The sequence below is a fragment of the Streptomyces sp. TSRI0107 genome (assembly GCF_001905845.1).
GTDB lineage: Bacteria > Actinomycetota > Actinomycetes > Streptomycetales > Streptomycetaceae > Streptomyces.
Map to the genome: position 1 here is coordinate 691,082 of NZ_LIVZ01000001.1, position 23,250 is coordinate 714,331.

At 72.5% G+C, this 23,250-nt stretch carries 22 protein-coding genes; 5 read left to right on the forward strand and 17 right to left on the reverse strand.

Features of this window, described 5'->3' with window-relative positions; translation table 11 throughout:
• Window positions 1–21: 21 nt before the first annotated feature.
• The 5 genes from AMK31_RS03025 to AMK31_RS40865 all read right to left on the reverse strand — a co-directional run bounded on the left by AMK31_RS03025 (window position 22) and on the right by AMK31_RS40865 (window position 4,300).
• Window positions 22–930, reverse strand: coding sequence for a GNAT family N-acetyltransferase (locus tag AMK31_RS03025; protein ID WP_073938718.1), 909 nt, complete (start codon window positions 928–930; stop codon window positions 22–24).
• 94 nt (window positions 931–1,024) lie between these two features.
• Window positions 1,025–2,155 carry an ATP-grasp peptide maturase system methyltransferase gene (gene tgmC, locus AMK31_RS03030; RefSeq protein ID WP_073938719.1) on the reverse strand — a complete coding sequence of 377 codons (1,131 nt, stop codon included), beginning with the start codon at window positions 2,153–2,155 and terminating at the stop codon, window positions 1,025–1,027.
• A complete protein-coding gene (gene tgmB / locus AMK31_RS03035; RefSeq protein WP_073938720.1) occupies window positions 2,152–3,117 on the reverse strand; it encodes an ATP-grasp ribosomal peptide maturase in 966 nt (321 codons plus the stop codon). Before tgmB ends, tgmC begins: the two co-directional genes overlap by 4 nt.
• Window positions 3,117–3,380 carry a putative ATP-grasp-modified RiPP gene (tgmA, locus tag AMK31_RS03040; protein ID WP_073938721.1) on the reverse strand — a complete coding sequence of 88 codons (264 nt, stop codon included), beginning with the start codon at window positions 3,378–3,380 and terminating at the stop codon, window positions 3,117–3,119. The genes tgmB and tgmA overlap by 1 nt, the downstream gene beginning before the upstream one ends.
• Entirely contained in the window at window positions 3,377–4,300 is a 924-nt protein-coding gene (locus AMK31_RS40865; RefSeq protein ID WP_198948405.1) for a DUF6415 family natural product biosynthesis protein, read from the reverse strand. The genes tgmA and AMK31_RS40865 overlap by 4 nt, the downstream gene beginning before the upstream one ends.
• A gap of 194 nt (window positions 4,301–4,494) precedes the next feature.
• On the opposite strand from AMK31_RS40865, the gene AMK31_RS03050 reads away from it, so the two are divergent.
• The gene (locus tag AMK31_RS03050) at window positions 4,495–5,832 is read left to right on the forward strand and encodes a transcriptional regulator (protein WP_073938723.1); all 1,338 of its coding nucleotides are present in this window, start codon (window positions 4,495–4,497) and stop codon (window positions 5,830–5,832) included.
• A gap of 17 nt (window positions 5,833–5,849) precedes the next feature.
• A complete protein-coding gene (locus AMK31_RS03055) occupies window positions 5,850–6,428 on the forward strand; it encodes an NUDIX domain-containing protein (protein ID WP_073938724.1) in 579 nt (192 codons plus the stop codon).
• Window positions 6,429–6,587: 159 nt separating this feature from the next.
• On the opposite strand, the gene AMK31_RS03060 is transcribed toward AMK31_RS03055, so the two are convergent.
• The 11 genes from AMK31_RS03060 to AMK31_RS03110 form a co-directional block, all read right to left on the reverse strand.
• Entirely contained in the window at window positions 6,588–7,886 is a 1,299-nt protein-coding gene (locus AMK31_RS03060) for a PucR family transcriptional regulator (protein WP_073938725.1), read from the reverse strand.
• A gap of 104 nt (window positions 7,887–7,990) precedes the next feature.
• Window positions 7,991–8,896, reverse strand: a complete 906-nt coding sequence (locus AMK31_RS03065; protein WP_073938726.1) for an ABC transporter permease — start codon at window positions 8,894–8,896, stop codon at window positions 7,991–7,993.
• Window positions 8,883–9,680, reverse strand: a complete 798-nt coding sequence (locus AMK31_RS03070; protein WP_073938727.1) for an ABC transporter ATP-binding protein — start codon at window positions 9,678–9,680, stop codon at window positions 8,883–8,885. Before AMK31_RS03070 ends, AMK31_RS03065 begins: the two co-directional genes overlap by 14 nt.
• Window positions 9,681–9,713: 33 nt before the next feature.
• Window positions 9,714–10,868, reverse strand: coding sequence for an ABC transporter substrate-binding protein (locus AMK31_RS03075; protein WP_073938728.1), 1,155 nt, complete (start codon window positions 10,866–10,868; stop codon window positions 9,714–9,716).
• Window positions 10,855–12,114, reverse strand: coding sequence for a sulfate adenylyltransferase subunit 1 (locus AMK31_RS03080; protein WP_073938971.1), 1,260 nt, complete (start codon window positions 12,112–12,114; stop codon window positions 10,855–10,857). Before AMK31_RS03080 ends, AMK31_RS03075 begins: the two co-directional genes overlap by 14 nt.
• A 139-nt stretch (window positions 12,115–12,253) precedes the next feature.
• Window positions 12,254–13,162 (reverse strand): sulfate adenylyltransferase subunit CysD, encoded by a 909-nt coding sequence (gene cysD, locus AMK31_RS03085; RefSeq protein ID WP_073938729.1) that lies wholly within the window; start codon window positions 13,160–13,162, stop codon window positions 12,254–12,256.
• Window positions 13,159–13,713: an adenylyl-sulfate kinase gene (gene cysC, locus AMK31_RS03090; protein WP_073938730.1), complete on the reverse strand. Its 555-nt coding sequence runs from the start codon at window positions 13,711–13,713 to the stop codon at window positions 13,159–13,161. Before cysC ends, cysD begins: the two co-directional genes overlap by 4 nt.
• Window positions 13,710–14,846 (reverse strand): sulfotransferase family protein, encoded by a 1,137-nt coding sequence (locus tag AMK31_RS03095; protein WP_073938731.1) that lies wholly within the window; start codon window positions 14,844–14,846, stop codon window positions 13,710–13,712. Before AMK31_RS03095 ends, cysC begins: the two co-directional genes overlap by 4 nt.
• 76 nt (window positions 14,847–14,922) lie before the next feature.
• Window positions 14,923–16,008 (reverse strand): type III polyketide synthase, encoded by a 1,086-nt coding sequence (locus AMK31_RS03100; RefSeq protein WP_073938732.1) that lies wholly within the window; start codon window positions 16,006–16,008, stop codon window positions 14,923–14,925.
• Window positions 16,009–16,317: 309 nt separating this feature from the next.
• Window positions 16,318–18,642 (reverse strand): MMPL family transporter, encoded by a 2,325-nt coding sequence (locus AMK31_RS03105; RefSeq protein WP_073938733.1) that lies wholly within the window; start codon window positions 18,640–18,642, stop codon window positions 16,318–16,320.
• Between the two features lie 72 nt (window positions 18,643–18,714).
• On the reverse strand, window positions 18,715–19,401 hold the full coding sequence (locus AMK31_RS03110) for an LmeA family phospholipid-binding protein (protein ID WP_073938734.1): 687 nt from the start codon (window positions 19,399–19,401) through the stop codon (window positions 18,715–18,717).
• A 98-nt stretch (window positions 19,402–19,499) separates the two neighbouring features.
• Between AMK31_RS03110 and AMK31_RS03115 the strand changes: the two genes are divergently transcribed.
• The 3 genes from AMK31_RS03115 to AMK31_RS03125 all read left to right on the forward strand — a co-directional run bounded on the left by AMK31_RS03115 (window position 19,500) and on the right by AMK31_RS03125 (window position 21,831).
• Window positions 19,500–20,120 (forward strand): TetR/AcrR family transcriptional regulator, encoded by a 621-nt coding sequence (locus AMK31_RS03115; RefSeq protein WP_073938735.1) that lies wholly within the window; start codon window positions 19,500–19,502, stop codon window positions 20,118–20,120.
• Between the two features lie 95 nt (window positions 20,121–20,215).
• Window positions 20,216–20,989 carry an IclR family transcriptional regulator gene (locus AMK31_RS03120; protein ID WP_073938736.1) on the forward strand — a complete coding sequence of 258 codons (774 nt, stop codon included), beginning with the start codon at window positions 20,216–20,218 and terminating at the stop codon, window positions 20,987–20,989.
• Window positions 20,986–21,831, forward strand: coding sequence for an SMP-30/gluconolactonase/LRE family protein (locus tag AMK31_RS03125; protein WP_073938737.1), 846 nt, complete (start codon window positions 20,986–20,988; stop codon window positions 21,829–21,831). Before AMK31_RS03120 ends, AMK31_RS03125 begins: the two co-directional genes overlap by 4 nt.
• Before the next feature lie 12 nt (window positions 21,832–21,843).
• On the opposite strand, the gene AMK31_RS03130 is transcribed toward AMK31_RS03125, so the two are convergent.
• On the reverse strand, window positions 21,844–23,229 hold the full coding sequence (locus AMK31_RS03130; protein WP_073938738.1) for an FAD-dependent oxidoreductase: 1,386 nt from the start codon (window positions 23,227–23,229) through the stop codon (window positions 21,844–21,846).
• Window positions 23,230–23,250: the final 21 nt, after the last annotated feature.

Sequence of the window (23,250 nt, forward strand, 5' to 3'; positions counted from 1 at the left end):
ACGGCGATGCCGGTCACGGTGTCAGGCTTGGTGCTCCCAGCCGCGGTCCGTTCGCGTCAGCTCGCGGAAACCGGCGCCGAGCAGCCGCTGGATCGCCTCGGGTTCGCCGGCGGACTCGTAGGCGAGGAGGCGTTCCACACCGGCCAGGCGGAGCCAGTCCGCGGCATGGGCCAGGAGAAGCCGGTCCCAGCCGTCATCGCGGTGGGACGGCGCGATGTGCAGGTTGCCCAGATCGGCGAGGCCGGCGGCCGCCCGCAGGTGGCGCTCGGGCCGGGCCAGGGACGTATCGACCTCGACGAACCCGACGACCTGCCCGTCCAGGTACGCGGTGAGGCGCGTACCGCATTCCCCGAGCGTGCGCTCGACCGTGACACCGGCCCGGTGCTCGGGCCGGGGCAGGTCGGCGACCCGGGCCAGGAGCAGCACCTCCGTATCGCCGGTGTGGCGGAAGCCCGCGCGTTCGTAGACGGCCCGGATGTGCGGCCACGGGCGCGGCAGCCCGTACACCCCAGGCGCGGGCAGCGCACCGTCGGCGTGCCGTGCGCGCACGCTCCAGCGGGCCAGCTGGGCCAGGCAGGCGCTCATGAGCCGGTCGGCGATCTCCTCGGTGTCCGGGAAGAGCGAGGTCGGCGGCTGGTAGACGAACCAGTTGATCTCGCCCGTGTCCCGATAGCCTTCGCCGACCTCCGCGTCGGCGCGGTACCGCAGCAGGTGGGCCGCCGCGACGACGTACCGCCGCTGCTCGGCGACCAGCGTGACCCGCTCGCTGACCCACGGGTCGGTCACGAACTCGTCCGGCTGCCGTTCCAGCGAGCTGAGCACCGTGTTCACGGACACGGAGAGACCAGGGAGGACGGCGGCGACATGCGCGTTGACCAACTCGGTCAACTGGTCGCGGTCGGCACGGTGGAAGGGACGCACTTCGGGCATGCGGAGCCTCCGGTGGAGAGAACACTTGTCGGGAGGCCGCCATGCGATGCGGTACGGGAGGGATCGTACGTCACGGCGCCGGTGGAGGGGTGGGTCAGACAGGCAGGTTCCAGCACGGTCCGGTGGGCTCCGAGAGCCAGATGTGCTGGGTGCCGTCGTGGTTGACGGTCATACCGAACGCGGACTGCGGGGGCGCCCCGGCTTCCTGCCAGGCGGTGAGACCGTCCTCCACGGCGTCCCACAGGCGTAGGGGGCCGTGCTGGTGCACCTGCCAGCCGTCCCCGGTGATCTCGGTCCAGGCCTGTGAACCGGTCGCGACGTCCACCAGGATCACTCCGTCACTGGTCGTCATGAGTTCGGCGGAGGGCGCGGCGAGCTGCGCGACGAACTGTGCCGTCCAGTCGTCGAGGAGACCGGGGTCGAAGCGGGCCGGGCTGGTCTGTCCAGGCCGCTGGTGGAAAGCGGGCCGGGGCGGTCGCTCGTGGGGGCGGGCGAGCATGTAGCCGATCTGGTCGCCCGTGAAGCGCCCGGTGGCGGTGCCGTCGTCGTGGACGGTGAGGCGGATCAGACCGGAGGCGAGCATCCACCCGCTGATGGTCGTGGTGATGGTTCCTCCGTCCCGTACCTGATGCGGCCATGCGGGTGGGATGTACCGCACCGCGCACGTGGCCACGATCGCGTCGTACTCGGCGCCGCCCCGGTGGCCGGCGAGTCCGTCTCCGGTGAGGAGCGTCGGGGAGTGGCCGGCGGTGTGGATGTGGTCGGCCGCGGCTGCGGCGAGCCCGGGGTCGTACTCGACGGAGTAGACGTTCTTGTCGCCGAGGCGGTGGCAGAGGAGAGCTGTGGAGTAGCCGGTCCCGGTGCCGATCTCCAGGACCCTGTCCCCGTCACGGATGCTCGCGAGGTCGAGCATCCGCACGATCAGCGACGGCAGGGTGCTGGAGGAGGTGGGCCGCCCGGCCATCGGACCCGGAGCGTCCACGGCGGTGACGCCTTCGATCTGAGTGACCCAGGTGGTGTCCTGGTAGACGAGCCGGAGCCATTCCTCCTGTCCGACTGTTCGGCGGTGCACGGGCTCCCACTGGACGCCGGACGGCCGGAACACGGCCTCGCCGAGGAACAGTTCGCGGGGAACGGCTTCGAGGGCGTCACGCCAGGCGGGGTCTTCCACGGGAACGGACGCGGCGAGAGCGTGGCGGAGTTGCCGGGCAGGATCGGCGGTCATGCGTTGCCTCCGTACTGGAGCTCATCGGCGAGGGCGGCGGTGATCGGCGAGGTGATGTGTTCGGGGAACCAGGCCCATTGGCCGTTGGGATTGCACTCATACCAGTGCCATTCGCCGTCCGGGTCCAAGCCGAAGTCGAAGGCACCGAAGGCCAACCCGAACGCGTTGAGGTAGTCGCGTACCCCCTTGGCGATCCCAGGAGGGACGTCGATGGGTGCGTAGGTCAGCCGGTCGTAGTGACGCCGCCAGTCGACGCCGGGTGAGCCGTCGATCCGGACGGCGAACAAGCACTCGCCTACGGCGGTCAGGCGGATGTCGGCCGTCTTGGACACCCGCTGCTGGAAGAGGTGCGCGGTGTGGCGTACCCGGTCGTCGATCTGGGCCGGGGTGACGTCATCGATCCACACGGTGAGGGACCGGCCGTCGGCGTCGGCGTACTCGGTGTCGCGCAAGGGCTTGTAGAGGACCGGCCGGCGGGTGTTGACGAAATCGCGGGCTTGGCCGGGGTCGTTGGTGATGAGGGTGGGAGGCACGTTCAGCCCACAACGTGCAGCAGTGGCCAGCTGAGCAGGCTTGTATTCGGCATCCCGGTTTCGCCAGGGGTGATTCAGGTAGTGGGCGCCGGGGAGGGAGGCCAAGACGCCGCCGAGCCCATGGCGGGCCTCCTCCAAGGCCCAGCGTGCGGTCTGCTCGCTCATGGCGAGGTCGGCTCTGTAGGGGGTGGGCCGCCTCCAGTACACCGAGCGCACGCCGTCCAGGTCGACAGCGCGGGTTTCGGTGGTCAGGGTGCCGGCGACCCCAGTGCCGTCGAGGGTCGCGGCGACGGTGACGGCTGTGGGGAAGTCCCCGGGGTCCAGGCGGACCACCGGCACACGGCGCCGGTTGAGTTCGCCGATCACCTCGTCTGCTGTCGCGTCGTCCAGACGGGTCACGACGAGGACGGGCGGCCCGGCCACGGCCATCAGTCGTTGTCTCCCTGCTGGTCGCTGCCCTGGTCCGGAGTGCCGTCCAGGCTGGTCTTGGTCGCCGTCTCCTGCGAGGTCTCCGACCTCTTGTGCCTGTCCATCGTCGGCATCGGGGTTCCGTCCGGCCGCACCCATACGGCGGTCTGCGTCGCGGCGTTGAGGACCGGGCGCGCGGCGGGCAGGACCGCGGCCGCGGGGAATGGCTTCATACGGCTGACTCCCCAGGGGGCGATCCGTTCGTCGTGCACCTTGGTCTTCATCGGGAGCTCCGTTCGTTCTCGGTCGTTTCCGTGGGGAGTGGCTGTCGGAGCGAGGCCAAGGCGGTACGGACCGGTGACAGCTCGCCGGGATGCTCGTACATCCCGAGCAGCGACCGCGCGACCACGCCCACATCGTGGAGCCGGCGGACCGCGTCCACCGGCGACTGCCGCTCGTCGAGCACCTCATCGACGTGGCGCAGCACGACGAGCGCGGTCTCCCGGTTCGCCTTCCGGCGCATTCGCGGTACGAGAGCGGCAACCACCGGCGAAAGTTGCCGGATGTAGCCCTCGATCACCTGGATGAGGCCCACGATCTCCGCGTGGCTGCTCGGCGTCGGGTCCCAGAGGGCCCGCTGGCATGTATCCCGGATCAGCTCCACATCGATCCGCGATGCCTCAGCTGCACCCGTCACGGCGCCCTCCGTCATCACCAACCGGTAGCGGGCATAACTACAGAGCTGCGAGACCGCGTCAGCGTCGCACAGCACTCCGGGACCATCCATCTGTACGCACCACCAGGACGGGTAGGCCGGTACGGGCGTGGCCAGGTCGGGACGAGGCACACCGAGATAGGTGCCGGGGGCGAGGCACGCCGCGCCGAAATGGCGGCCCTGGACCCACTCCGAGCGGCGCGTCGCGCTCGGCGGTACGAGGGCGTAGAAGCGGCCACTGCGCCGGTCGGCGACCACCGGGCCACCGAGCAGGGCCGCGTCCAGGTAGGCGTCAACGCCTGCCGACTCGGTGGTGCCTGCCGCGGCGTGCACGAGGTCCGCCTCCATGCGTACGGCGGTGAAGAGGCCGCCACACCGGAAGAGCGCGAGGCCGGTGTCGTCCCACTCGGTGCGTGCCTGCGTTCGGTCGTCAGCGGAGTTCAGTAACCAGGTGGCCACTGCGATCTCGCGTGCGGCCCGGGTGTGCACAAGTCTCTTGGCCGGGACGAGGACTGGATCACGCGCGGCTGCAAGGCACTGCGGTGCAACTTCATGGGGAGATGCTGCCGGTCTGAACCCCTCGTGCGGGAGTGTGTACGGAGTGTGAGTGGCATTGGTCGTTTCACACAGTGTGTGAGGACGTCGTCGTTAGCCTTCACGGAGTGAGCGAATCGGGGGCACACGTGGAACCGAACACCCTCCTTGACGCGCTGTTGGACGAGGCTGGGATCTCCCGTAAGGGGCTGGCCTCGCGCATCAACCAGGCGGGCGCCGCCCATGACAAGACGATGCGCTATGACCACAGCTCTGTGATCCGCTGGCTGAGGGGGCAGAGACCACGTGGCGTCGTTCCGGACCTCATTTGCGACGTTCTCTCCGCCCGGCTCGGGCGGCCCCTCACCGTCGAGGACATCGGCATGGGCAGAGGCGACACGCCTGCGCCAGCGTCCACCCCGCTCGCCGGGTTCATCGAGCGGTCCGCTGCCCTGTGGCGGAGCGACCAGCAGCAGCGTCGAGACGTGCAGCAGGCGCCCGTCATCACGGGACTGCCTGCCGTCGGACCAGTGTGGGAGTGGGAGAACCCGCCGGACGACACCGATGTGTCCCGCCCTGGAACGCCCCGCGTCGTCATGTGCGATGTCGAGTCGCTGCGCCAGGCCCGCGGCCACTATGAGCAGATGTACCGGAGGGCCGGCGGTGTCGTGACCAAAGCGCGCGTCCTCCGGTTTCTGAACACGGAAGCGGCTCCGCTGCTGCGCGGCGCCTACTCGGATGCCACCGGGCGGGAGCTGCACCGGACTGTCGGCGGCCTCGTCGCTGTCGCCGGAATCTGCTCCTACGACTCTGACGCGCAGGGCCTCGCTCAGAGGTACTTCCACCAGGCGTTGCGGCTCGCCAAAGCGAGCGGGGACCGGGCATTCGGTGGGTACATCATCGCCCTCTTGGTCAACCAGGCCCTCTACATGCGCGATTACCGGCAGGCCGTGGCCTTCGCCGAAGCCGGGCTGCGGGCCGCCGGGAATACGATCTCGCCGGGGCTCGCCTGCGATCTGCACGCGATGCAGGCCAAGGCCTTCAGCCGCATGGGCGACCATGCCTCCGCCCGCCGCGCCATGACCGCCGCCGAGGTGGCTGCGAGTCATATCCGGCCCGACGAGGAGCCAGCCGAAACGGGCTACGTGCAGCCGGGGCTCCTCGAAGTCAACCTAGCCGACGCACTCATGCGGCTCGGGGACACTGGTCCCGCGCAGGCCTATGCCGCGGAGGCGGTGGCCACACAGACGCACGAACGGGGACGCGTGCACAGGCTGGCCACCCTCACCGACTGCCAGTTGCGAGCTGGTCATGCCGAGCAAGCCGCCGCCACCGCGACCACGGTCCTCGATTCCATGCAGGGCATGGAGTCGCTGCGGCTGCGTGACCGCCTCGTCAAAATGCGACGCGTCATGACCGGACTCCGCAGCACCGCCACCGCAGAAGTCGTCGAGCGGATCGACGACACCCTCCGCATCCCGCTGTAGCAGGTGTGCTGGGATGGATGGCGTACCCGACGAGAGGTGATCCGGTGTCCGAGTGGCGCAATCTGTCCGAGCGGACCGTGTACGAGAACCGGTGGGTCACGGTCAACATGGCCGATGTGGAACTGCCCGACGGCCGGCACCTCGACCACACAGTCATTCGGCTGCGCCCTGTCGCGGTGGCCACCGTGGTCAACGAGGCCAATGAAGCCCTGCTGTTGTGGAGACACCGGTTCATCACCGGCGCTTGGGGCTGGGAGTTGCCGTCGGGCGGTACGGGCGTGGGTGAGGATCCGGCGGCTGCGGCGGCGCGGGAGTTCGAGGAGGAGACCGGCTGGCGTCCGGGGCCGATGCAGCTGCTGCTCGCGGTCGACCCGATGCCGGGGATCTCCACCAGTCACCACCGGGTGTACTGGTCCGACCGCGCAGAGAGAGTCGGGGAACCACGCGACGGCTTCGAGTCCGCCCGGCGGGAGTGGGTGGCGCTGGCGGCGGTGCCCGAGCTGGTGGCGCGCGGCGAGATCAGATCGGCGAACGCCGTCGCCGCTCTGCTGATGCTGCACCACTTGCGCATCGGCGGGGGCGCGGACAACACCTAGGTCTTCCAGCCGCTACTCGTGGCCGCCGCGGTGAGTAGGTCACCGCACAGCTGTGGCAGCGATGCCGGACGTCCGCAGCCTTCGGGCCAGGAGTTGGGCAGGGCAGGCGACGCACCGGCCTTCGGAGCGGTATGGCCCGCATCCCCGTAGAGACACACGCTAGCCAAGATCCTCTGGCGGCCCCAGCAGCCGCATGATCTCCAGCGCCAGCCGCAGCTCCAGCGCGTCCGTCTCCAGGCGGCGGCCCAGGAGGGACATCGCGCGGTGGACGCGGTAGGTGACCGTGTTGCGGGCGACGAAGAGGCGTTCGGCGGCGCTCTGGGGGCTGCGGCCCTCGGCGAGGTAGACGCGCAGGGTCTCGCGCAGTTCGCGTACCCGGGGGTCGTCGGCGGCGAGGGGGCCGAGGACGCCGGCGGCGAACCAGCGGGCGTGCTCCGGGTCGGCGGTGAGCAGGGCGGCCGTGCTGACGTCGGTGTAGTCGCAGAGCCAGCCGGTGCGGCCCAGGCGGGCTATCCGGTCGGCCTCGCGGGCGCCGCGGTGGCTGCGCCGGAAGCCTTCCGCGCCGTAGCCGACCGGGCCGACGGCGACGCGCAGCGGGCGGCGCTCGGGGACGAGGCGGGGCAGGCGGCCGAGCGCGTCACGCGGCGGCCGGGACGGCCAGCACGTCCACGCCCACAGTTCCGTGCCGCCCGCGGCGACGGTCAGCAGGTGCTCGCCGCCCGCCGCCCGGGACAGCTCCGCGGCGAGCAGGCGCGACGCCCGCTCGGAGGGGTCCGGAGCGGTCGAGGTGATGATGAACGCGGCGTGGTGGCGGGCCAGGTCGTAGCCGAGGGTGCGGGTGGCCGCGGTGTCGCCGACGGGGCGGCCGGCGAGCAGGTCGTCGACGGTGCGGCGGCGGGCCGCCTCGGTGCTGCGCCGCCAGCGGTCGCGTTCGGCGACGTACTCCTCGGCGAGCCGGCTGGCCTGGACGTCGGCGTAGACGAAGAGGAGTTCGCTGACCCGGTGGGTCTCCTGGGCCCGGGTCTCCTCCGGCTCCCGGTCCAGCGCCGCCATCAGCCGGGCGTGCAGATGGGCGTGGCCGAGCCGCACCCCGCGCAGCACCCGGTCCAGGGGGACGTTGCGGCGGGCGAGTTCGGCGTTGCCTGCGACGGCCTCCGGCGGCACGAGTTCGGCCGTGGGCGGCGGTTCGGTGAGCAGGCCGCGCAGGGCGGTCAGGACCGTCGCCTCCACCGCCCGCCGGAACGGCGGGTACGCCCCGGCGCCGCCGTGCTCCGGCACCTGCCGCACGATGTCCGCGGCCATGTCCCGGGCGACCTCGACGGCCCAGCCGACCGGGCCTGGCCCGAGTTCCGCCTCGGCCGCCGCCAGCGTCTCGGCCGGGCAGGCGGCCTCCGGGGGAACCCCCTCGGGGGCCAGGCGCAGCAGCCAGCCGGGGGCGGAGTCCGCGGTCTTCGTCACAATCGTCAGTAGAGCAGAGGGGGGAGGAAGGGGGAGGGAGACAAGAGAGCCGGTTGCGCCCCGGGCCGGTCCTCAGGGGGGATCGGACCGGTCCGGGGCGCGGTTCAGGGGCGGGCGCCCGCCAGGCCCCGCGAGCGCAGCACCCTGCGCTCCAGGGGAGCGAACACCAGCAGGTCGACGGCGACGCCCACGACCAGGATCTCCCCGATGGTGGCCAGCACCAGCGCCATGTCCTGGTAGGAGCGGGCGTTCTCCAGCAGCTGGCCGAGGCCCAGCCCCAGCTCCGGGGAGCTGGCGATGAGTTCGGCGGCCATCAGGGACCGCCAGGAGAACGCCCAGCCCTGCTTCAGACCGGCCAGGTAGCCGGGCAGCGCGGCGGGCAGCAGGATGTGCCGGACGCGGGCCGTGCCGGTCGCGCCGAGCACCCGCCCGGCGCGCAGGTACAGCGGCGGCACCTGGTCGACGCCGGCCAGCAGCCCGTTCGCGATGGACGGTACGGCGCCCAGCAGGACGACGGCGTAGATGGTGGCGTCGGTGAGACCGAACCACACCACCGCGGCCGGCACCCACGCCACCGACGGCAGCGACTGGAGGCCCGACAGCACCGGCCCGATCGCCACCCGCACCGGGCGCACCGCGCCGAGCAGCAGCCCCAGCGCGGTACCGAGCAGCACGGCGGCCGCGAAGCCGAGCGCGCCGCGCTCCATGCTCGTCCACACCGTGGAGAACAGCGTGCCCTCGTACCACTGGTCCGACAGGGCCCGCCCCACGTCCGCGGGCGACGGCAGCAGGTAGTCCGGCTTCAGCTCGGCGGCGTACGCCGCCTGCCACAGCAGCAGTACGACCGCCACCGCCACGAGCGGCGGCAGCACCCGCGTCCGCAGGATCCGCCCCAGCGGTGCCCGCGCGGGCCCGGCGGGGGCGCTGTCCAGCGCGTCGAGGCCCGCCCCGACCGCCGCCGTCTCGGCGCCCGGCCGGGGTTGGGTCGTGATGGTGTCACCGGCGCCCATGACGGCGTATCTCCTCCCGCAGGGCGTCGGTGACCCGGGCCGTCAGCGCGGCCTCCTGGGTGCCGGGGGCGTCGGCGGTCCACTCGTGCACCACGCGTCCGGGCCGCGACGACAGCAGCACCACCCGCTGCCCGAGCCGCACCGCCTCGCGCACGTTGTGGGTGACGAACACGACCGACAGCTGGTTCTCCGACCAGATGCGGCTCAGCTCCTCGTGCAGCACGTCCCGGGTGATCGCGTCGAGCGCGGCGAACGGCTCGTCCATCAGCAGCACGTCCGCGTCCTGCGCGAGCGCCCGCGCCAGCGCCACCCGCTGGCGCATGCCGCCGGACAGCTCGTGGACGCGCTTGCCGTACGCGTCCTTCAGCCGCACCAGGTCCAGCAGCCGCCGCGCCTCCTCCGGCCGCTCCCGCCGGGGCATCCCGCGCAGCCGCAGCGCGAGTTCGACGTTCCGCCCGGCGGTCAGCCACGGGAACAGGGCGTGGTCCTGGAACATCAGCGCGGCCCGCCGCCCGCCGGGCACGTCGATGGACCCCGCGGACGGCCGGTCCAGGCCCGCCACCAGGTTCAGCAGGGTCGACTTGCCGCACCCGGACGCGCCGAGCACGCACAGGAACTCGCCCCGGTCCAGGGTCAGGTCGATGTCGTCGAGGACGACCTGCCGCCGCCCGGAGTCGCCGAACCACTTGGAGACATGGGTGAGGCGCACGGCGGGGGGTTCCGCCCCGGCCAGGGCGAGCGGGGGGCGTGCCGGTGCGCCGGCCCGCAGCACCGTTTCTGACATGTGATCAAATCCTTTGGTAGTCGAAAGCCGGCGTCAGGTGCCGCTCGGGACCCCGAGGCCGGCGTCGTCCACGGCCGGTTCGCCCCGCTCCGCGCGCACCCCGTTGAGCACGCGAAGGTCGAAGATGCCGCGCAGGGCCGTGGCCTTCCCGCCCAGCAGCCCCAGCCGGTCGGCCCGCTCGGCCTCCTCGGCGAGGGTCGCGGCGAGCGGATCGGCGGTGAGGCGGACGTTGCGCCAGGCCGCGTCGAGGACGTCCGGCGGCAGCGGCCTGCCGGTCGCCGCCTCGATGGCCCGGTTGACGCCCGCCTTGCCCTTCTCCGGGCTCTCCGTCAGCCACTTGTTGGTCCGCAGCGCGCCGCGCAGCACCGCCTCCACCACGTCGGGGTGGTCGTCGAGGAACGACTGGGAGACCACCACCAGCGAGGTGACGAACGCGCCGTCCCGCCACAGGTCGGCCTCGTCGACGAGCACCCGCCCGCCGGCCGCGACGAGCTGCGCGGCCACCGGCTCGGGCACCCACGCGCCGTCGATCGCGCCGCGCCGGAAGCTCGTCGGGATCTCCTTCGACGACTGCCGCACGACCGTGACGTCGCCGCGCCCGGTGTGCGGGTCGACGTCCCAGCCCTGCTCGCGGATCCAGTGCAGCAGGGCCACGTCCTGGGTGTTGCCCGCCTCCGGGGTGGCGATCCTGAGGCCCCGGATGTCGGTGCCGCGCACGTCGACGTCCTTGTCGACGACCAGGGACACGCCGCCGGAGGCCGCGCCCGAGACGATCCGCAGGCTGCGGCCGTCGGAGCGGAGGTAGCCGTTGACGGCGGGCGACGGGCCCATCCAGGCGATGTCGACGGCGCCCGCGTTCAGTGCCTCCAGCGCCGACGGGCCGCCGTTGAACACCTGGGTGCGCAGCCGGGTGCCGCCCAGTTCCCGGGTGAAGAAGCCCTCCTGGACACCGGCCAGCGGGGTGGCGTGCGTGACGTTGGCGAAGTAGCCGACCGTGACCGACTCCGCCGACAGCGGCGGACCGCTGCCGACGGCCGGCGCGGCGGCCGCCGTCTGCGGCGCCCGGGACCCGTAGCCGCAGCCCGCCACCGTGAGCACCAGCAGGAGCAGCGCCAGGACGGCGGGGCCGGGGCCCCGCCGCGCCGGGCGCCCGGATTCCCCCGTGCGCCGCCGGTCAGGCTGACGCATCGGGCGTCCCCGGAGCGGTCGTGCCGATCATGCCCGCGGTGAGGGTGGCGCCGTCGGCCGGGTCGATCAGCACGAAGGAGCCGGTGCGGCGGCTGTCCGCGTACCGGTCGAACGCCAGCGGTTCGGCGGTGCGCAGCTCGATCTGCCCGATGTCGTTCAGGTCCAGCCGTCCCGTGCCGCCGATCCGGCGGACCACCGCGCGCACCGTGCGCGTGGTGTGCTTCAGCAGGACCTGGTCGCCGGGTCGCAGCGACCGCTCGTGCAGATGGCACACGGCCGCCGCGACGTCCCGCGCCACCGTCGGCGGCGTGTCCGCCGGCACGATGACGTCGCCGCGCGAGACGTCCAGGTCGTCGGCGAGCCGCAGCGCGCCCGAGCGGGGCGCGCCGATCAGCTCGGCGGGCTCGCCCAGCACGTCGATGCCGGTGACGGTGGTGGTCCGCCCGGACGGCAGCACGGTCACCCGGTCGCCGACCCGCAGCACGCCGGCGGCGAGCTGACCGGCGTACAGGCGTCCGTCGCCGGAGCGGATGACGTACTGCACCGGGAACCGCGCGGGCGTCTCGGTCACCTCCGTGGCGACCGGCACGCTCTCCAGGTGGGCGAGGACGGTCGGGCCGCCGTACCAGTCCATGCGGGTGGACGGCTCGACGACGTTGTCCCCGGCGAGCGCGGAGATCGGGATGGCGGTGACCTCCGGGATGCCGAGCCCGGCGGCGAGCCGCCCGAACTCCCCGGCGATCTCCGCGAACACGGACTCGTCGTAGCCGACGAGGTCCATCTTGTTCACGGCCAGCACCACTTGCGGCACCCGCAGCAGCGCGGCCACCGCCGCGTGCCGGCGGGTCTGCTCCACCACGCCCTTGCGGGCGTCGACGAGGATCACCGTCAGTTCGGCGGTGGAGGCGCCGGTGACCATGTTGCGGGTGTACTGCACGTGGCCGGGGGTGTCGGCGAGGATGAACCGTCTGCGCGGGGTGGCGAAGTAACGGTAGGCGACGTCGATGGTGATGCCCTGCTCGCGTTCGGCGCGCAGGCCGTCGGTGAGGAGGGCCAGGTCGGGGGTGCCCTGCCGGGACACGGACTCGAGCTGGTCGGCGAGGACCGACTTGGAGTCGTGCAGCAGGCGTCCGACCAGGGTGGACTTTCCGTCGTCCACCGAACCGGCGGTGGCCCAGCGGAGCAGGTCCGCCTCGGTGGCCCGGCGGGCGGTGGACGGGTCATGGTCCTGCGTGAGGTGGGGCATGGGGTTGTGGTGTCCCTCCTGTACGGCAGCCGGGGATCCGGCGGTCAGCCGGGACCTGGCCTCCTGGAAGATGCCGCGCATCATGAGGGCGGCGGTGAAATGCGGGGGGTGGCCGTACGCCGACACGTCTGCCGTCATCTCAGAAGTACCCCTCGCGTTTGCGGTCCTCCATGGCGGCCTCGGAGAGCTTGTCGTCGGCGCGGGTGGCACCGCGCTCGGTGAGCCGGGACGCGGTGATCTCGGCGATCACCTCGTCCACTCCGGCCGCCTCGGACAGCACCGCGCCGGTGCAGGACATGTCGCCGACGGTCCGGTAGCGCACCCGGCGCCTCTCCACCGGCTCGCCGTCCTTCGGGCCGCCCCACTCGCCGGGCGCCAGCCACATCCCGGAGCGCAGGAACACCTCCCGCTCGTGCGCGAAGTAGATCTCCGGCAGCTCGATCCGCTCGCGGGCGATGTACTGCCACACGTCCAGCTCGGTCCAGTTCGACAGCGGGAAGACGCGGACGTGCTCGCCGGGCAGGTGGCGGCCGTTGTACAGCTGCCACAGCTCGGGCCGCTGGCGGCGCGGGTCCCAGGTGCCGAACTCGTCACGCAGCGAGAACACCCGCTCCTTGGCGCGGGCCTTCTCCTCGTCGCGCCGCCCGCCGCCGAACACCGCGTCGAAGCCGCCACCGGTGATGGCGTCCAGCAGGGGCTTGGTCTGCAGCGGGTTGCGGGTGCCGTCGGGGCGTTCGCGCAGCTCCCCGCGGTCGATGTAGTCCTGCACGGAGGCCACGTGCAGGGTGAGGCCGTGCTCGGCGACGACCCGGTCCCGATAGGCCAGCACCTCGGGGAAGTTGTGCCCGGTGTCGACGTGCAGCAGCGCGAACGGCACCGGCGCGGGCGCGAACGCCTTGAGCGCCAGATGGAGCATGACGACCGAGTCCTTGCCGCCGGAGAACAGCAGCACGGGCTTCTCGAACTCGCCGGCCACCTCCCGGAAGATGTGCACGGCCTCCGACTCCAGGACGTCGGTGTGGGTGAGGAGGGGCGCCACCGCCGTCACAGCAGCCCCCGTTCCGCCATCAGCGCGTGCACGACGTCCACCGACTCGCCCACGGACTGCAGCTGGGTCTCCACCTTGGCGTCCGGCGACTGCGGCGGCTCGTACGGGTCGTCGATGCCGGTCAGCCCGGACAGCCGCCCGGCGCGGGCCTGCGCGTACAGGCCCTTCACGTCGCGGACCGCGCACACCTGGAGCGGGGTGGCGACATGCACCTCCAGGTACGGGGTGCCGCTCGCCTCGTGCCGCTTGCGCACCGCCTCGCGGCTGTCCTCGTACGGGGCGATCACCGGGACCAGGACGAGGATGCCGTTGCGCGCCAGCACCTCGGCGACCAGCCCGATGCGCTGCACGTTGGTGTCGCGGTCCTCGCGGGTGAAGCCGAGGCCCGCGCTGAGGAAGGTGCGGATCTCGTCGCCGTCCAGCACCTCGACCCGGTGTCCTTCCCGGGTGAGGCGGCTGGCCAGGGCCTGCGCCAGGGTCGTCTTGCCGGAGCTGGGCAGCCCGGTCAGCCAGACCGTGGCGCCCTGGGTGAGGGGGGCTCGCCTGCTCATGCGCCACTCCTTGCCGTCGAGGCGGTCTTGTCCGTCGTACCGGCGCCGGTCGTGGGGACGACGCCGTGCGCGGCGAGCACCGAGAAGCCGGGGGCGCACGCCTGGTCCAGTTCCTCGCGTTCGGCGTCGGGCAGATCACGCCAGGTGGAGGAGGGCGCGCCCACCTTGGCCGCGGCCAGGCGCTCCCAGTCGGCGTCCACGAAGTCCGGGCCGAGGAACTCGGCGATCCGGTGCAGCGACTCCTCGGGCGAGGCGAGCAGGTCCTCGTACCAGACGTGCAGCACGTTCTCCCGCGGCAGCGCGGACATCGCCTCCATGCCGCGTTTCATCTCGTCGGCCCAGTAGGTGCCGAACAGCGACACCGGCAGCCGGTAGTCGCGCACCGCCTCGGCGTCGAAACGTTCCGGCAGGAACGGCAGCAGCTCCTCCGGTACGAAGCCGAGGTCGCGTTCGGTGTTCCCGTTCGCCTCCTCGGCGTACGGGTCGTGGCCCAGGGTGAGGTGCAGGGCCATCACCACCGCCGCCATCCGGAAGCCGTTGTGCCGGCTCATCGACAGCGCGGTGTCCCGGCCGTCACGCACGATGTGCAGGTAGCGGGCGTCGGGGAAGTGGTCGCGGAACTGCCCGGCGAGGATCAGCGAGCCGCCGCTGCGCTCGGCCCACAGGGTCTTGCCGAAGCGGGCGCACAGCCAGGAGAACAGCCGCAGGTAGTGCTCGCCGACGCCGGCCTCGGGGAACGAGGCGACGGCCGCCTCCAGTTCGTCGTACAGCTCGTCGGGCGATTCGCTCAGGTGCGGCAGGGTGGTCAGCAGGACGGCCGGGATGCCGGTGTCGGCCTGGAAGCGGGTGGCCGGCGACGGGCGGTAGAGGACTTCCTTGGGGGCCAGTCCGTTGGCGGTCAGCAGGCGGTTGACGGTGTTGCGGGAGGACAGGATCCGCCAGAACTCCGCCGCCGTGATCGGGCCTTCGGGGAAGACCCGGGCGGTGAGGCGGTACATGTCCGTGAGGTGGTTGAACAGCTCGGACAGGCTGAGCACCTGCGGGTGCTCGCGCAGCAGTTCCGAGACGAGGGTCGAGCCACAGCGTCCGGTGCCGGTGACGAAGACCTGGCCCGGCTGGGTCTGGGTGGACATGGCGCAGCTGTTTCCTTCCGTGCGTCCGTGGTGCGGTGGTCCGTCGGGCGGTCGAGCGGAAAGGGCGCGGCGCGCCTCAGGAGCGGCGCAGCAGGGCCGCGTACAGCGTCAGACCGGGACCGAAGGCCATGGCGACCACGGGGCCGTTCGTCTCGGGCAGCCGCTGGAGCACCATCAGGACGGTGGGGGAGGAGCAGTTGCCGCACTCGTCGAGGACGCCGTACGAGGCGTCCAGGGCGCCGGCCGGCAGGTTCAGCCGCTCGCCGACGACCTCCAGGATCCGCTTGCCGCCGGGGTGCACCGCCCAGCCGGTGACCTCCTCGGGGGTGAGCCCGTGCGGGGCGAGCAGCTGGTCGCGGACCACCTCGCCGACGTACTGCGCCAGCACGTCCGGCACCTTGGGCGACAGGCCCATCTTGAAGCCGAGGTCGGTGATCTGCCAGCTCATGTGGTCGGCGGTGGAGTGGTCGGTGATCGCGACGACGTCGATCACCTCGTAGCCGCTGCCCGCGTCGGGCTCCAGGACGACCGCGGCGGCGGCGTCCGCGAACAGGGCGTGCGCCACGACCTGTTCGATGTCCTTGCTGGGCGGCTGGACGTGCAGCGAGGTGAGTTCGAGGCACAGCAGCACGGCCGGGCGGCCGCGCGAGGCGACGAAGTCGGAGACCGCGCCGAGCGACGGGACGGCGGCGTAACAGCCCATGTGGCCGATGAACAGCCGCTGGACCTTGCTGCTCATGCCCAGCTCGTCGGCGAGCCTCAGGTCCAGTCCGGGCGTGGTGTAGCCGGTACAGGACGCCACCGCCAGCAGGCCGACGTCCTGCGGGGCCAGGCCGGCCGACTCCAGGGCCTGGGAGACGGTGCGCTTGCCGAGCGGGACGGCCTCCTCGATGTAGCGGGCCATCCGCTGGCCGGTGCTCCACTGGGAGACTTCCTTCTCGGCACGCGGGTCGACGGCCGTGGACCGGGAGCTGATTCCGGAATTCTGGAATATCCGCCGGGCCAGCGGATAACCGTCGTAGTGCTCGTGGAAAAAGTCCTGCCACAGCTCGTCCTGGCTGCTCCGAGTCCCCGGAAAGGAATGGGAGGATCCGGTGATGACGGGGCGGGCGGCGGCACGCAGGCCGCGCGGGGCAGGGGCAATCTTTTCTTCGATGTGCATGCTTGATTCCTTTTCTTCGGGCATAGGAAAATGGCCGCAGGAGGGTTGGATGTGGGAATCGTGCATGAAGGCGCATTGAAGCGCTGGGAAACGGGGAAACCCGGCTCTGTGCGACTTTGCGCAGGCCAGAAGGGTTGTCGATGTTTCGTGCCCTCAGTCAAACACAGGTTCTTGAGTGGAATCAAATGTTCCGGAGTTAATTTCTTGAGTGGTAACAATAGGCGGCCGAAAAACGACGGCCTGCCTTCCGGCGATCGCCGGAAAGCAGGCCCGATTTCGGTCTGTAATTCAGCCAGTGGCGTCTTGTTTTCAGTCGACGGTGACCTGGCTCACTTTCATCTCATGAGGTGTTTCACTTTTTTCCGGCGGCGCGCCGTCGTGCAATCGCGCGCCTTCGATGTCCAGGTCCGGCAACACCCGGTCCAGCCCGCGTGGCAGCCACCAGGCGCCGCGGCCCACCATGGCCAGCACCGCCGGCACCAGCGTCATACGGACGACGAAGGCGTCCACCAGCACCCCGAACGCCAGCGAGAAGGCGATCGGTTTCACGATCGCGTCCTCCGTCGTCACGAAGCTGGCGAACACGAAGAACATGATGAGCGCCGCGGCCGTCACCACCCGTGAGGCGTGCCCCGCCCCCTCGACCACCGCCTCCTTGGCCTTCCGCGTGCGCACCCATTCCTCGCGCATGCTGGACACGAGGAACACCTCGTAGTCCATGGCCAGTCCGAACAGCACTGCCATCAGCACGATCGGCAGGAAGCTGACGACCGGTCCGGTCCGGGCCACGCCCAGCGCGTCGGCCAGCCAGCCCCACTGGAACACCGCCACGACCGCGCCGAACGACGCGCCGACCGACAGCAGGAATCCCACCGTCGCCTTCACCGGGACCACCAGCGAGCGGAACACCAGCAGCAACAGGATCAGGCAGAGCCCGACGACCACCGCCGCGAACGGCAGCAGCGACGCGCGCAGCCGGTCGGAGACGTCGATGCCGATGGCCGTCGTGCCGGTCACGGACACCGAGGCGCCCGTCTCCCGCTCGATCGCGTCCGCGTCCCCGCGGATCGCGTCCACCAGGTCCTGGGTGGCCTCGTCCTGCGGGCCGCCGTCGGGCACCACCTGGATCACCGCCCGCCCGGACTCCGGCGCGTACTGCGGCTGTCCGACCTTCACCACCCCGGGCAGTTCCTTCAGCCGCGCGGCCACCGCGCCGGCCTGCTGCTGCCCTTCCGGCCCGGAGGCGTCCGCCTCGGCGAGGATCAGCAGCGGCCCGTTGAAGCCGGGCCCGAAGGCCTCGCCGACGGTGTCGTACGTCTCGCGCTGCGGGGTGTCGTGCGCGGCGGTGCCGTTGTCGGGCAGCGCGAGCCGCAGATCGGCGGCGGGCACGGCCACCGTGACCAGGGCCGCGACCGTGGCGAGCAGGAAGAGCAGGGGGCGCCGGGTGACCAGCCGGGCCCAGCGCCGGCCCATGACGGCGGGGGGCTCGGCGGTGGAGGACCCTTCGGCGGCGGGCTTCCGGGCCGAGGACCCGGCGGGTTCCTCGGCGGAGGACTCCGCCTCCACACCCTCCGCGCCTTCCGTGGTGTCCGTGCCGCCGGCCGCCCGCCGGGCCGCCCGGGATCCCGGGCGCGGGGCGAGCCGGGCGCCCGCGAAGCCGAACAGCGCGGGCAGCAGGGTGACCGCGACGAGCACGGCGATGAGCACGGTCGCCGCGGCGCTGAGCCCCATCACCGTCAGGAACGGGATCCGTACGACGGCCAGCCCGACCAGGGCGATGATCACCGTCGTCCCGGCGAACACCACCGCGCTGCCCGCCGTGCCGACCGCCCGTCCCGCCGACTCGCGCGGGTCCATGCCCTGGGCGAGCTGGGTGCGGTGCCGGGAGAGCACGAACAGGGCGTAGTCGATGCCGACCGCGAGGCCCAGCATCAGCGACAGGCTCAGCGCGGTCGACGACACCGTCACCGCGGAGGAGACCGCGAGCAGCCCGACCAGCCCGGTGCCGATGCCGGCGAACGCGGTGATCAGCGGCATCCCGGCGGCGAGCAGCGAGCCGAAGGTGATGACGAGCACGATCAGCGCGACGACGACGCCGAGCAGTTCGAGGACGCTGGGGGTGAGCACCCCGTTGCCGTACGCCTGTCCGCCGACGGAGACCTCGAGGCCCGCTTCCTCGGCGGCCTTCGTGGTCTCCTCCAGCGCGTCGAGCGTGCCGTCGTCGAGGGCGGAGCGGGTGACGTCGTAGTTGACCTGGGCCAGGGCGGTACGGCCGTCGGGGGTGACCGTGCCGGCCTTGTCGGGCGGGATCACCGCGGCGACCTGGGGGGCGTCCTGGGCGGCGGCCAGGGTGCGCTGGACGGCCTGCGCCGCGGCGGGATCGCTGACCTTGGACCCCTCGGGCGCGGTGAACACGATCTGGGCGCTGGTGCCGGCGGCGGCCGGGAAGTCCTCGGCCATCGTGTCCTGGGCCTGCTGGGATTCGGAGCCGGGGATGGTGAACTCGTTGTCGAGCTTGCCGCCGACGGCCATCAGCGTGCCGACGGCGGCGGCCAGTACGGCCAGCCAGACGGCCAGGACCAGCCGTCGGCGACGGTGGGCGCCGAGCCCGAGCCGATAGAGCCAAGTCGCCACGGAAACGCTCCTCGTGCAGTAGTGGCAGGTGCCGGGGGTGTGGGGGCGTGGGGGTTGCTCGGGTGCGGTCGGTCAGGCCTTCACGGTGGTGCGGCCTCCCGCCAGCTCCAGCCGGAGCCCGTCGGGGGTGACCGTGACGCGCTCCGGCGCCAGTTCGAGCGGCAGCTCGGCCAGGTCGAGTTCCTGCGGGGTGTCCCCGAGCAGCTGACCGGCGAGGGCGTCCGGGACGACCCGCTCGCCGATCCGCACGGTGGTGCGCTCGAAGCGGATGCCGTCGCCCTCCAGGACCGGCCGGAAACCGATGGCGATCCGCCCGGCGGGCCCCGCGTGCACCACCAGTTCCTGCGCGTCGGGGTCCGGGGTCACGGTCGCCTGGCCGAGAGCGCCGCCGGTCATGGTGCTCACCGCGTTCGCGAGGGCCTCGCCGGCCAGTTCGGCGCTCACCCGGCTGTCCCGCACCGACAGGCCGTCGCCGGTACGGACGACGTCGGCCAGCTCGGCGTGCAGGTCGACCCCGCTGAACCGGCGGAAGGTGGCGCCCTCGCCGGAGACCTCCACACGCGGGAAGGTGCCGCGCGCCAGCTGCAGTGTCACCGGGGTGGAGCCGAAGCCGACGTCGAGCCCGGTGTGCAGCCGCTTCTCCATCCGGTCGGCGAACCGGTCCGCGGCGTAGTGGCGGGCCACCGCCTCCGCGACACCGCCGGTGACCAGCACCGCGCCGATCGCCGCGAGGGCGACGAGGCGCGCTCTGCGGGACACGCGCCCCCTCCGTAAAAGTGTCATGACTGACAGCATAGCCAAAGTGTCATGACTGACAGATTCTTTACCGTCGGTTTCAGGCCTGCGATACTCCCCGCATGGCAACCCTCGACACCCCCGCCGCCGAGCCGCAGGGCCGGCGTGAGGCGCACAAGGCGGCGACCCGGAAGGCCCTCCAGGAGGCCGCCCACCGCATGTTCGAGGAGCGCGGGTACGCCGGGACGACCGTCCGGGACATCGCGGCCGCGGCCGGGGTCACCGAGCGGACCTTCTTCCGCTACTTCCCCTCCAAGGAGGACCTGGTCCTCGACGAGATCCTCGACCTGATCCCGGTGGTCCGGGCCAAGGTCGTCGCCCGCCCCGCGGAGGAGGACCCGTACGCCGCCGTCCTCGGCGCGGCCCTGGAACTCGCCGCCGGCGGCGGTGTCGGCCTGATGTTCAGCGGGCCGCCGCAGCGCTTCCCCGGCCGGCAGGTGCGGCAGTTCCTGCCCGTCCTGAGCAAGTTCGAGACCGGCCTCGCGGAAGCCCTGCTGGAGCGGCTGACCGCGCAGGACCCGCGGACGGCCAGCCGGCTGCGCGCCGCCGTGCTCGCCCGCGCGGCCGTCGGCGCGCTGCGCTCGGCGCTGTTCGCGTACACCGCGCTCCCGGAGGAGCGGCGCGGCCCGGCCGCCGCCCACGGCCTGCTCCAGGAGGCGTTCGCGTACCTGCGGGACGGCTGACGCAGGACCATTGCCCCGCCGAAGAGTCCATGAGTAGCCTGTGTTCGCTATTCCGACCGTCAGTTGAAATTTCGAACACAGGGAGGGGGCCGGTCGTGGGACGCCTCGTACCTGCCGTGACCCGGGCTCTCGACATCCTGGAGCTCTTCCTCGACGGGGACGGCACACTGTCCGCGCCCGACATCGTCCGCAAGCTCCAGCTGCCCCGCACCACCGTCCACGAGCTGGTCACCACGCTCGCCGCCCGGCAGTACATCACCGCGGTGCCCGGCCAGCCCGGACGCTACCGGCTCGGCGTACGCCCGTACCAGCTCGGCAGCCGCTACGCCGAACAGCTCGACCTCGCCGCCGAGGGCCAGCAGGTCGCCCGGACCGTCGCCGAGACCTGCGACGAGACCGTGCACGTCGCCATCCTCGAAGGCACCGACGTCATCTACATCGCCAAGGTCGACTCCACCCACGCGGTGCGCATGGTCTCGGCGGCCGGCCGCCGCCTGCCCGCCCACTGCACCTCCGTCGGCAAGATGCTGCTGGCCTCCCTCCCCGAGCAGGAACTCGCGGCCCGCGTCCCCGACAGTGCGGAACTGGTCGCGATGACGCCGAACAGCATCACCGAACCGGCGGCGCTGCGCGAGGCTCTGGCCGAAATCCGCCGCCGCGGCATCGCCGTGGAGAGCCGCGAGTCCAACCCGGACGTCAGCTGTGTGGCCGCGCCCGTCCACGACCGCACCGGCCGGGTCGTGGCCGCGCTGTCCATCTCGGTGCCGATGATCCGCTGGAGCGACGAGCGCCGCGCCGAACTGGAGCAGCTCGCCGCCAAGGGCGCCGCCGACCTGTCCGAGCGGCTCGGCCACCGGGGTGCGGCATGACGGCGTACGAGGCCGCGGTCCGCGCCGAGGCGGCCCTGGGCGAGGGCCCCACCTGGGACGCGGCCCGGGGCCGCCTGCTGTGGCTCGACATCCTGGGCTCCCGCGTCCACACCTACGAGCCGTCGACCGGCCGCCGCACCATCCGTACGACGGAACAGCACGTCGGCGCGGTGAAGCCGCGGGCGAACGGCGGACTGGTCCTCAACCTCCGCGACGGCGTCGGTCTCCTCGACCCCGACGGCGCCTTCCGCTGGCTGCACCACGAGCCCGTCCCCGGCCGCCGCGCCAACGACGCCGCCGTCGCCCCCGACGGGGCGCTGTGGGCGGGCACGATGCGCTACGACGAGGCGCCGGGCGGCGGCACGCTGTCCCGGGTGAGCGCCGACGGCACCGTGGACGTCGTGCTCGACGACGTGGCGGTGAGCAACGGCACGGGCTGGAGCCCGGACGGCCGCCGCATGTACTACGTCGACTCGCCGACCCGCCGCGTCGACGTGTTCGACGTCGACGGCCCCCGGATCGGCAACCGCCGCCCCCTAACGGAGATCGAGGAGGGCGCGGGCTTCCCCGACGGCCTCACCGTCGACGCCGACGGCTGCGTGTGGGTGGCCCTGTGGGACGGCGGGGCGATCCGCCGCTACACGCCGGCCGGCGACCTGGACCGGGTGCTCCCCCTCCCCACCCCCAGGGTCACGGCCTGCGCCTTCGGCGGCCCCGGCCTGACGGACCTGTACATAACGACGGCGCGCGTGGGCCTCACGGCACCGCACCCGCTGTCGGGGTCGCTGCTGGTGATCCCGGGGGCCGGCCAGGGCCTGCCGCAGCCGGCGTTCGAGGGGTAGCCCGAGGCGCCCTTACGCCAGCCCCGCCACCTTCAGCTCCGCCGCGGTCAACGGCGGTCCCGCCAGCGGGCGCTTGACCGGGCCGACCGTCGCCGCCAGGACCGCGGAGGGCCGCAGCAGCCGTCCCGGTCCCGCCGTCATGCTGGTGAGGTCCCACACCGCGGTCGCCGCGCTGTACGAGCCGGTCGTCGCGCGCATCATCCGGCGCGAGTACCGCGTCACCAGACGGTCCGCGAGCCCCGGCGCACCGCCGCGCGTCCCGGGGTACCAGACGTCCTGGCCGACCGCCATGGTCCAGGCGGCCTGGACGGCGCCGGCGGCCCCGCGCTGCACGCGCCGGGCGAGGCCGGGCCCGGTGAGCCCGGCGCGGCCCAGTTCCCGGCTCAGGACCCGCGCGCCGAGCGCCGCCACGGACATGCCCTGGCCGTAGGCGGGGTTGAAGGTGGCCAGCGCGTCGCCGAGGACGACGAACCGCTCGGGCCACTGGCGGGTCTTCTCCAGGTAGCGCCGGTGGTTGCTGGTGCTGCGGCTGACGTGCACGTCGGTGAGCGGTTCGGCAGCGGCGATGAGCCGCCCCACTATGGGGTGCGGCAGGTCCAGCGCGTACCGGAGGAACGCGTCCGGGTCGGACGGCGGTTCACCGCCGCCCCGGGTGCCGGCGAGGCTCGCCATCCAGCGGCCGCCCTCGATGGGCAGGACCATCCCGCTGCGGCCCGGCCGGCCCTGGTAGGGGTCGGCGTGCACGATGGTGAGGGGGAAGTCCTCGGCCCCCTCGGGTGTGCGGTAGATCCGCGTCGCGTTGACCAGTCCGGCGTCGACGGTCTGCTCGCGGACGCCGGTGACGCCGAGCGCCGCCAGCCACTTGTCCACGCGTGAACCGCGACCGCTCGCGTCGACCACGAAATCGGCGTCGATGTCCTCGTCGCCGCTCGGCGTCGACACCCGCACCCCCTCGACCCGCCGTGCGTTTCCGGCCACTTCGAGGACCTGCCCCTTGCGGAGCTTCACCCCGGTGTTCGCCAGCACCGCGTCCCGTACCGCCCAGTCCAGCAGGGCCCGGCTGCACGTCAGCATCCGCGGCCCCGGGCTGCGCCAGCGCCGGAACCAGCCCTCGGAGGTCAGGGACACCATGCCCGAGGCGAGCGAGATCTCCCGGGCGCCCGCGGCGAGCAGGTGCTCCCGCATGCTCACGCCCGGCACCAGGTCCTCCATCGCGGCGAGGCCGCCGGCCATGAGCAGGTGCGCGTGGCGGCCCTGCGGCAGCCCCTTGCGGTGCTCCGGTCCGTCGGGAAGGTCGTCCCGGTCCCAGACGATCACCTCGTCCACGACGGTGGACAACGTGGCCGCGGCCAGCATGCCGGCCAGGCCGGCACCGACGACGACAGCTCTACGCGACATGTGGCTCCTCGCACTCGGCCG

Excerpts from the sequence above, each read along its gene's own strand:
- tgmA (WP_073938721.1), bottom strand. The coding sequence starts at position 3,380 with ATGAAGACCAAGGTGCACGACGAACGGATCGCCCCCTGGGGAGTCAGC.
- AMK31_RS03025 (WP_073938718.1), bottom strand. The coding sequence starts at position 930 with ATGCCCGAAGTGCGTCCCTTCCACCGTGCCGACCGCGACCAGTTGACC.
- AMK31_RS03095 (WP_073938731.1), bottom strand. The coding sequence starts at position 14,846 with ATGTCCACCCAGACCCAGCCGGGCCAGGTCTTCGTCACCGGCACCGGA.
- AMK31_RS03100 (WP_073938732.1), bottom strand. The coding sequence starts at position 16,008 with ATGCACATCGAAGAAAAGATTGCCCCTGCCCCGCGCGGCCTGCGTGCC.
- AMK31_RS03080 (WP_073938971.1), bottom strand. The coding sequence starts at position 12,114 with ATGCCCCACCTCACGCAGGACCATGACCCGTCCACCGCCCGCCGGGCC.
- AMK31_RS03125 (WP_073938737.1), top strand. The coding sequence starts at position 20,986 with ATGACGGCGTACGAGGCCGCGGTCCGCGCCGAGGCGGCCCTGGGCGAG.
- AMK31_RS03130 (WP_073938738.1), bottom strand. The coding sequence starts at position 23,229 with ATGTCGCGTAGAGCTGTCGTCGTCGGTGCCGGCCTGGCCGGCATGCTG.
- cysC (WP_073938730.1), bottom strand. The coding sequence starts at position 13,713 with ATGAGCAGGCGAGCCCCCCTCACCCAGGGCGCCACGGTCTGGCTGACC.
- AMK31_RS03055 (WP_073938724.1), top strand. The coding sequence starts at position 5,850 with ATGGCGTACCCGACGAGAGGTGATCCGGTGTCCGAGTGGCGCAATCTG.
- AMK31_RS03075 (WP_073938728.1), bottom strand. The coding sequence starts at position 10,868 with ATGCGTCAGCCTGACCGGCGGCGCACGGGGGAATCCGGGCGCCCGGCG.
- AMK31_RS03115 (WP_073938735.1), top strand. The coding sequence starts at position 19,500 with ATGGCAACCCTCGACACCCCCGCCGCCGAGCCGCAGGGCCGGCGTGAG.
- tgmC (WP_073938719.1), bottom strand. The coding sequence starts at position 2,155 with ATGACCGCCGATCCTGCCCGGCAACTCCGCCACGCTCTCGCCGCGTCC.
- AMK31_RS03065 (WP_073938726.1), bottom strand. The coding sequence starts at position 8,896 with ATGGGCGCCGGTGACACCATCACGACCCAACCCCGGCCGGGCGCCGAG.
- tgmB (WP_073938720.1), bottom strand. The coding sequence starts at position 3,117 with ATGGCCGTGGCCGGGCCGCCCGTCCTCGTCGTGACCCGTCTGGACGAC.
- AMK31_RS03070 (WP_073938727.1), bottom strand. The coding sequence starts at position 9,680 with ATGTCAGAAACGGTGCTGCGGGCCGGCGCACCGGCACGCCCCCCGCTC.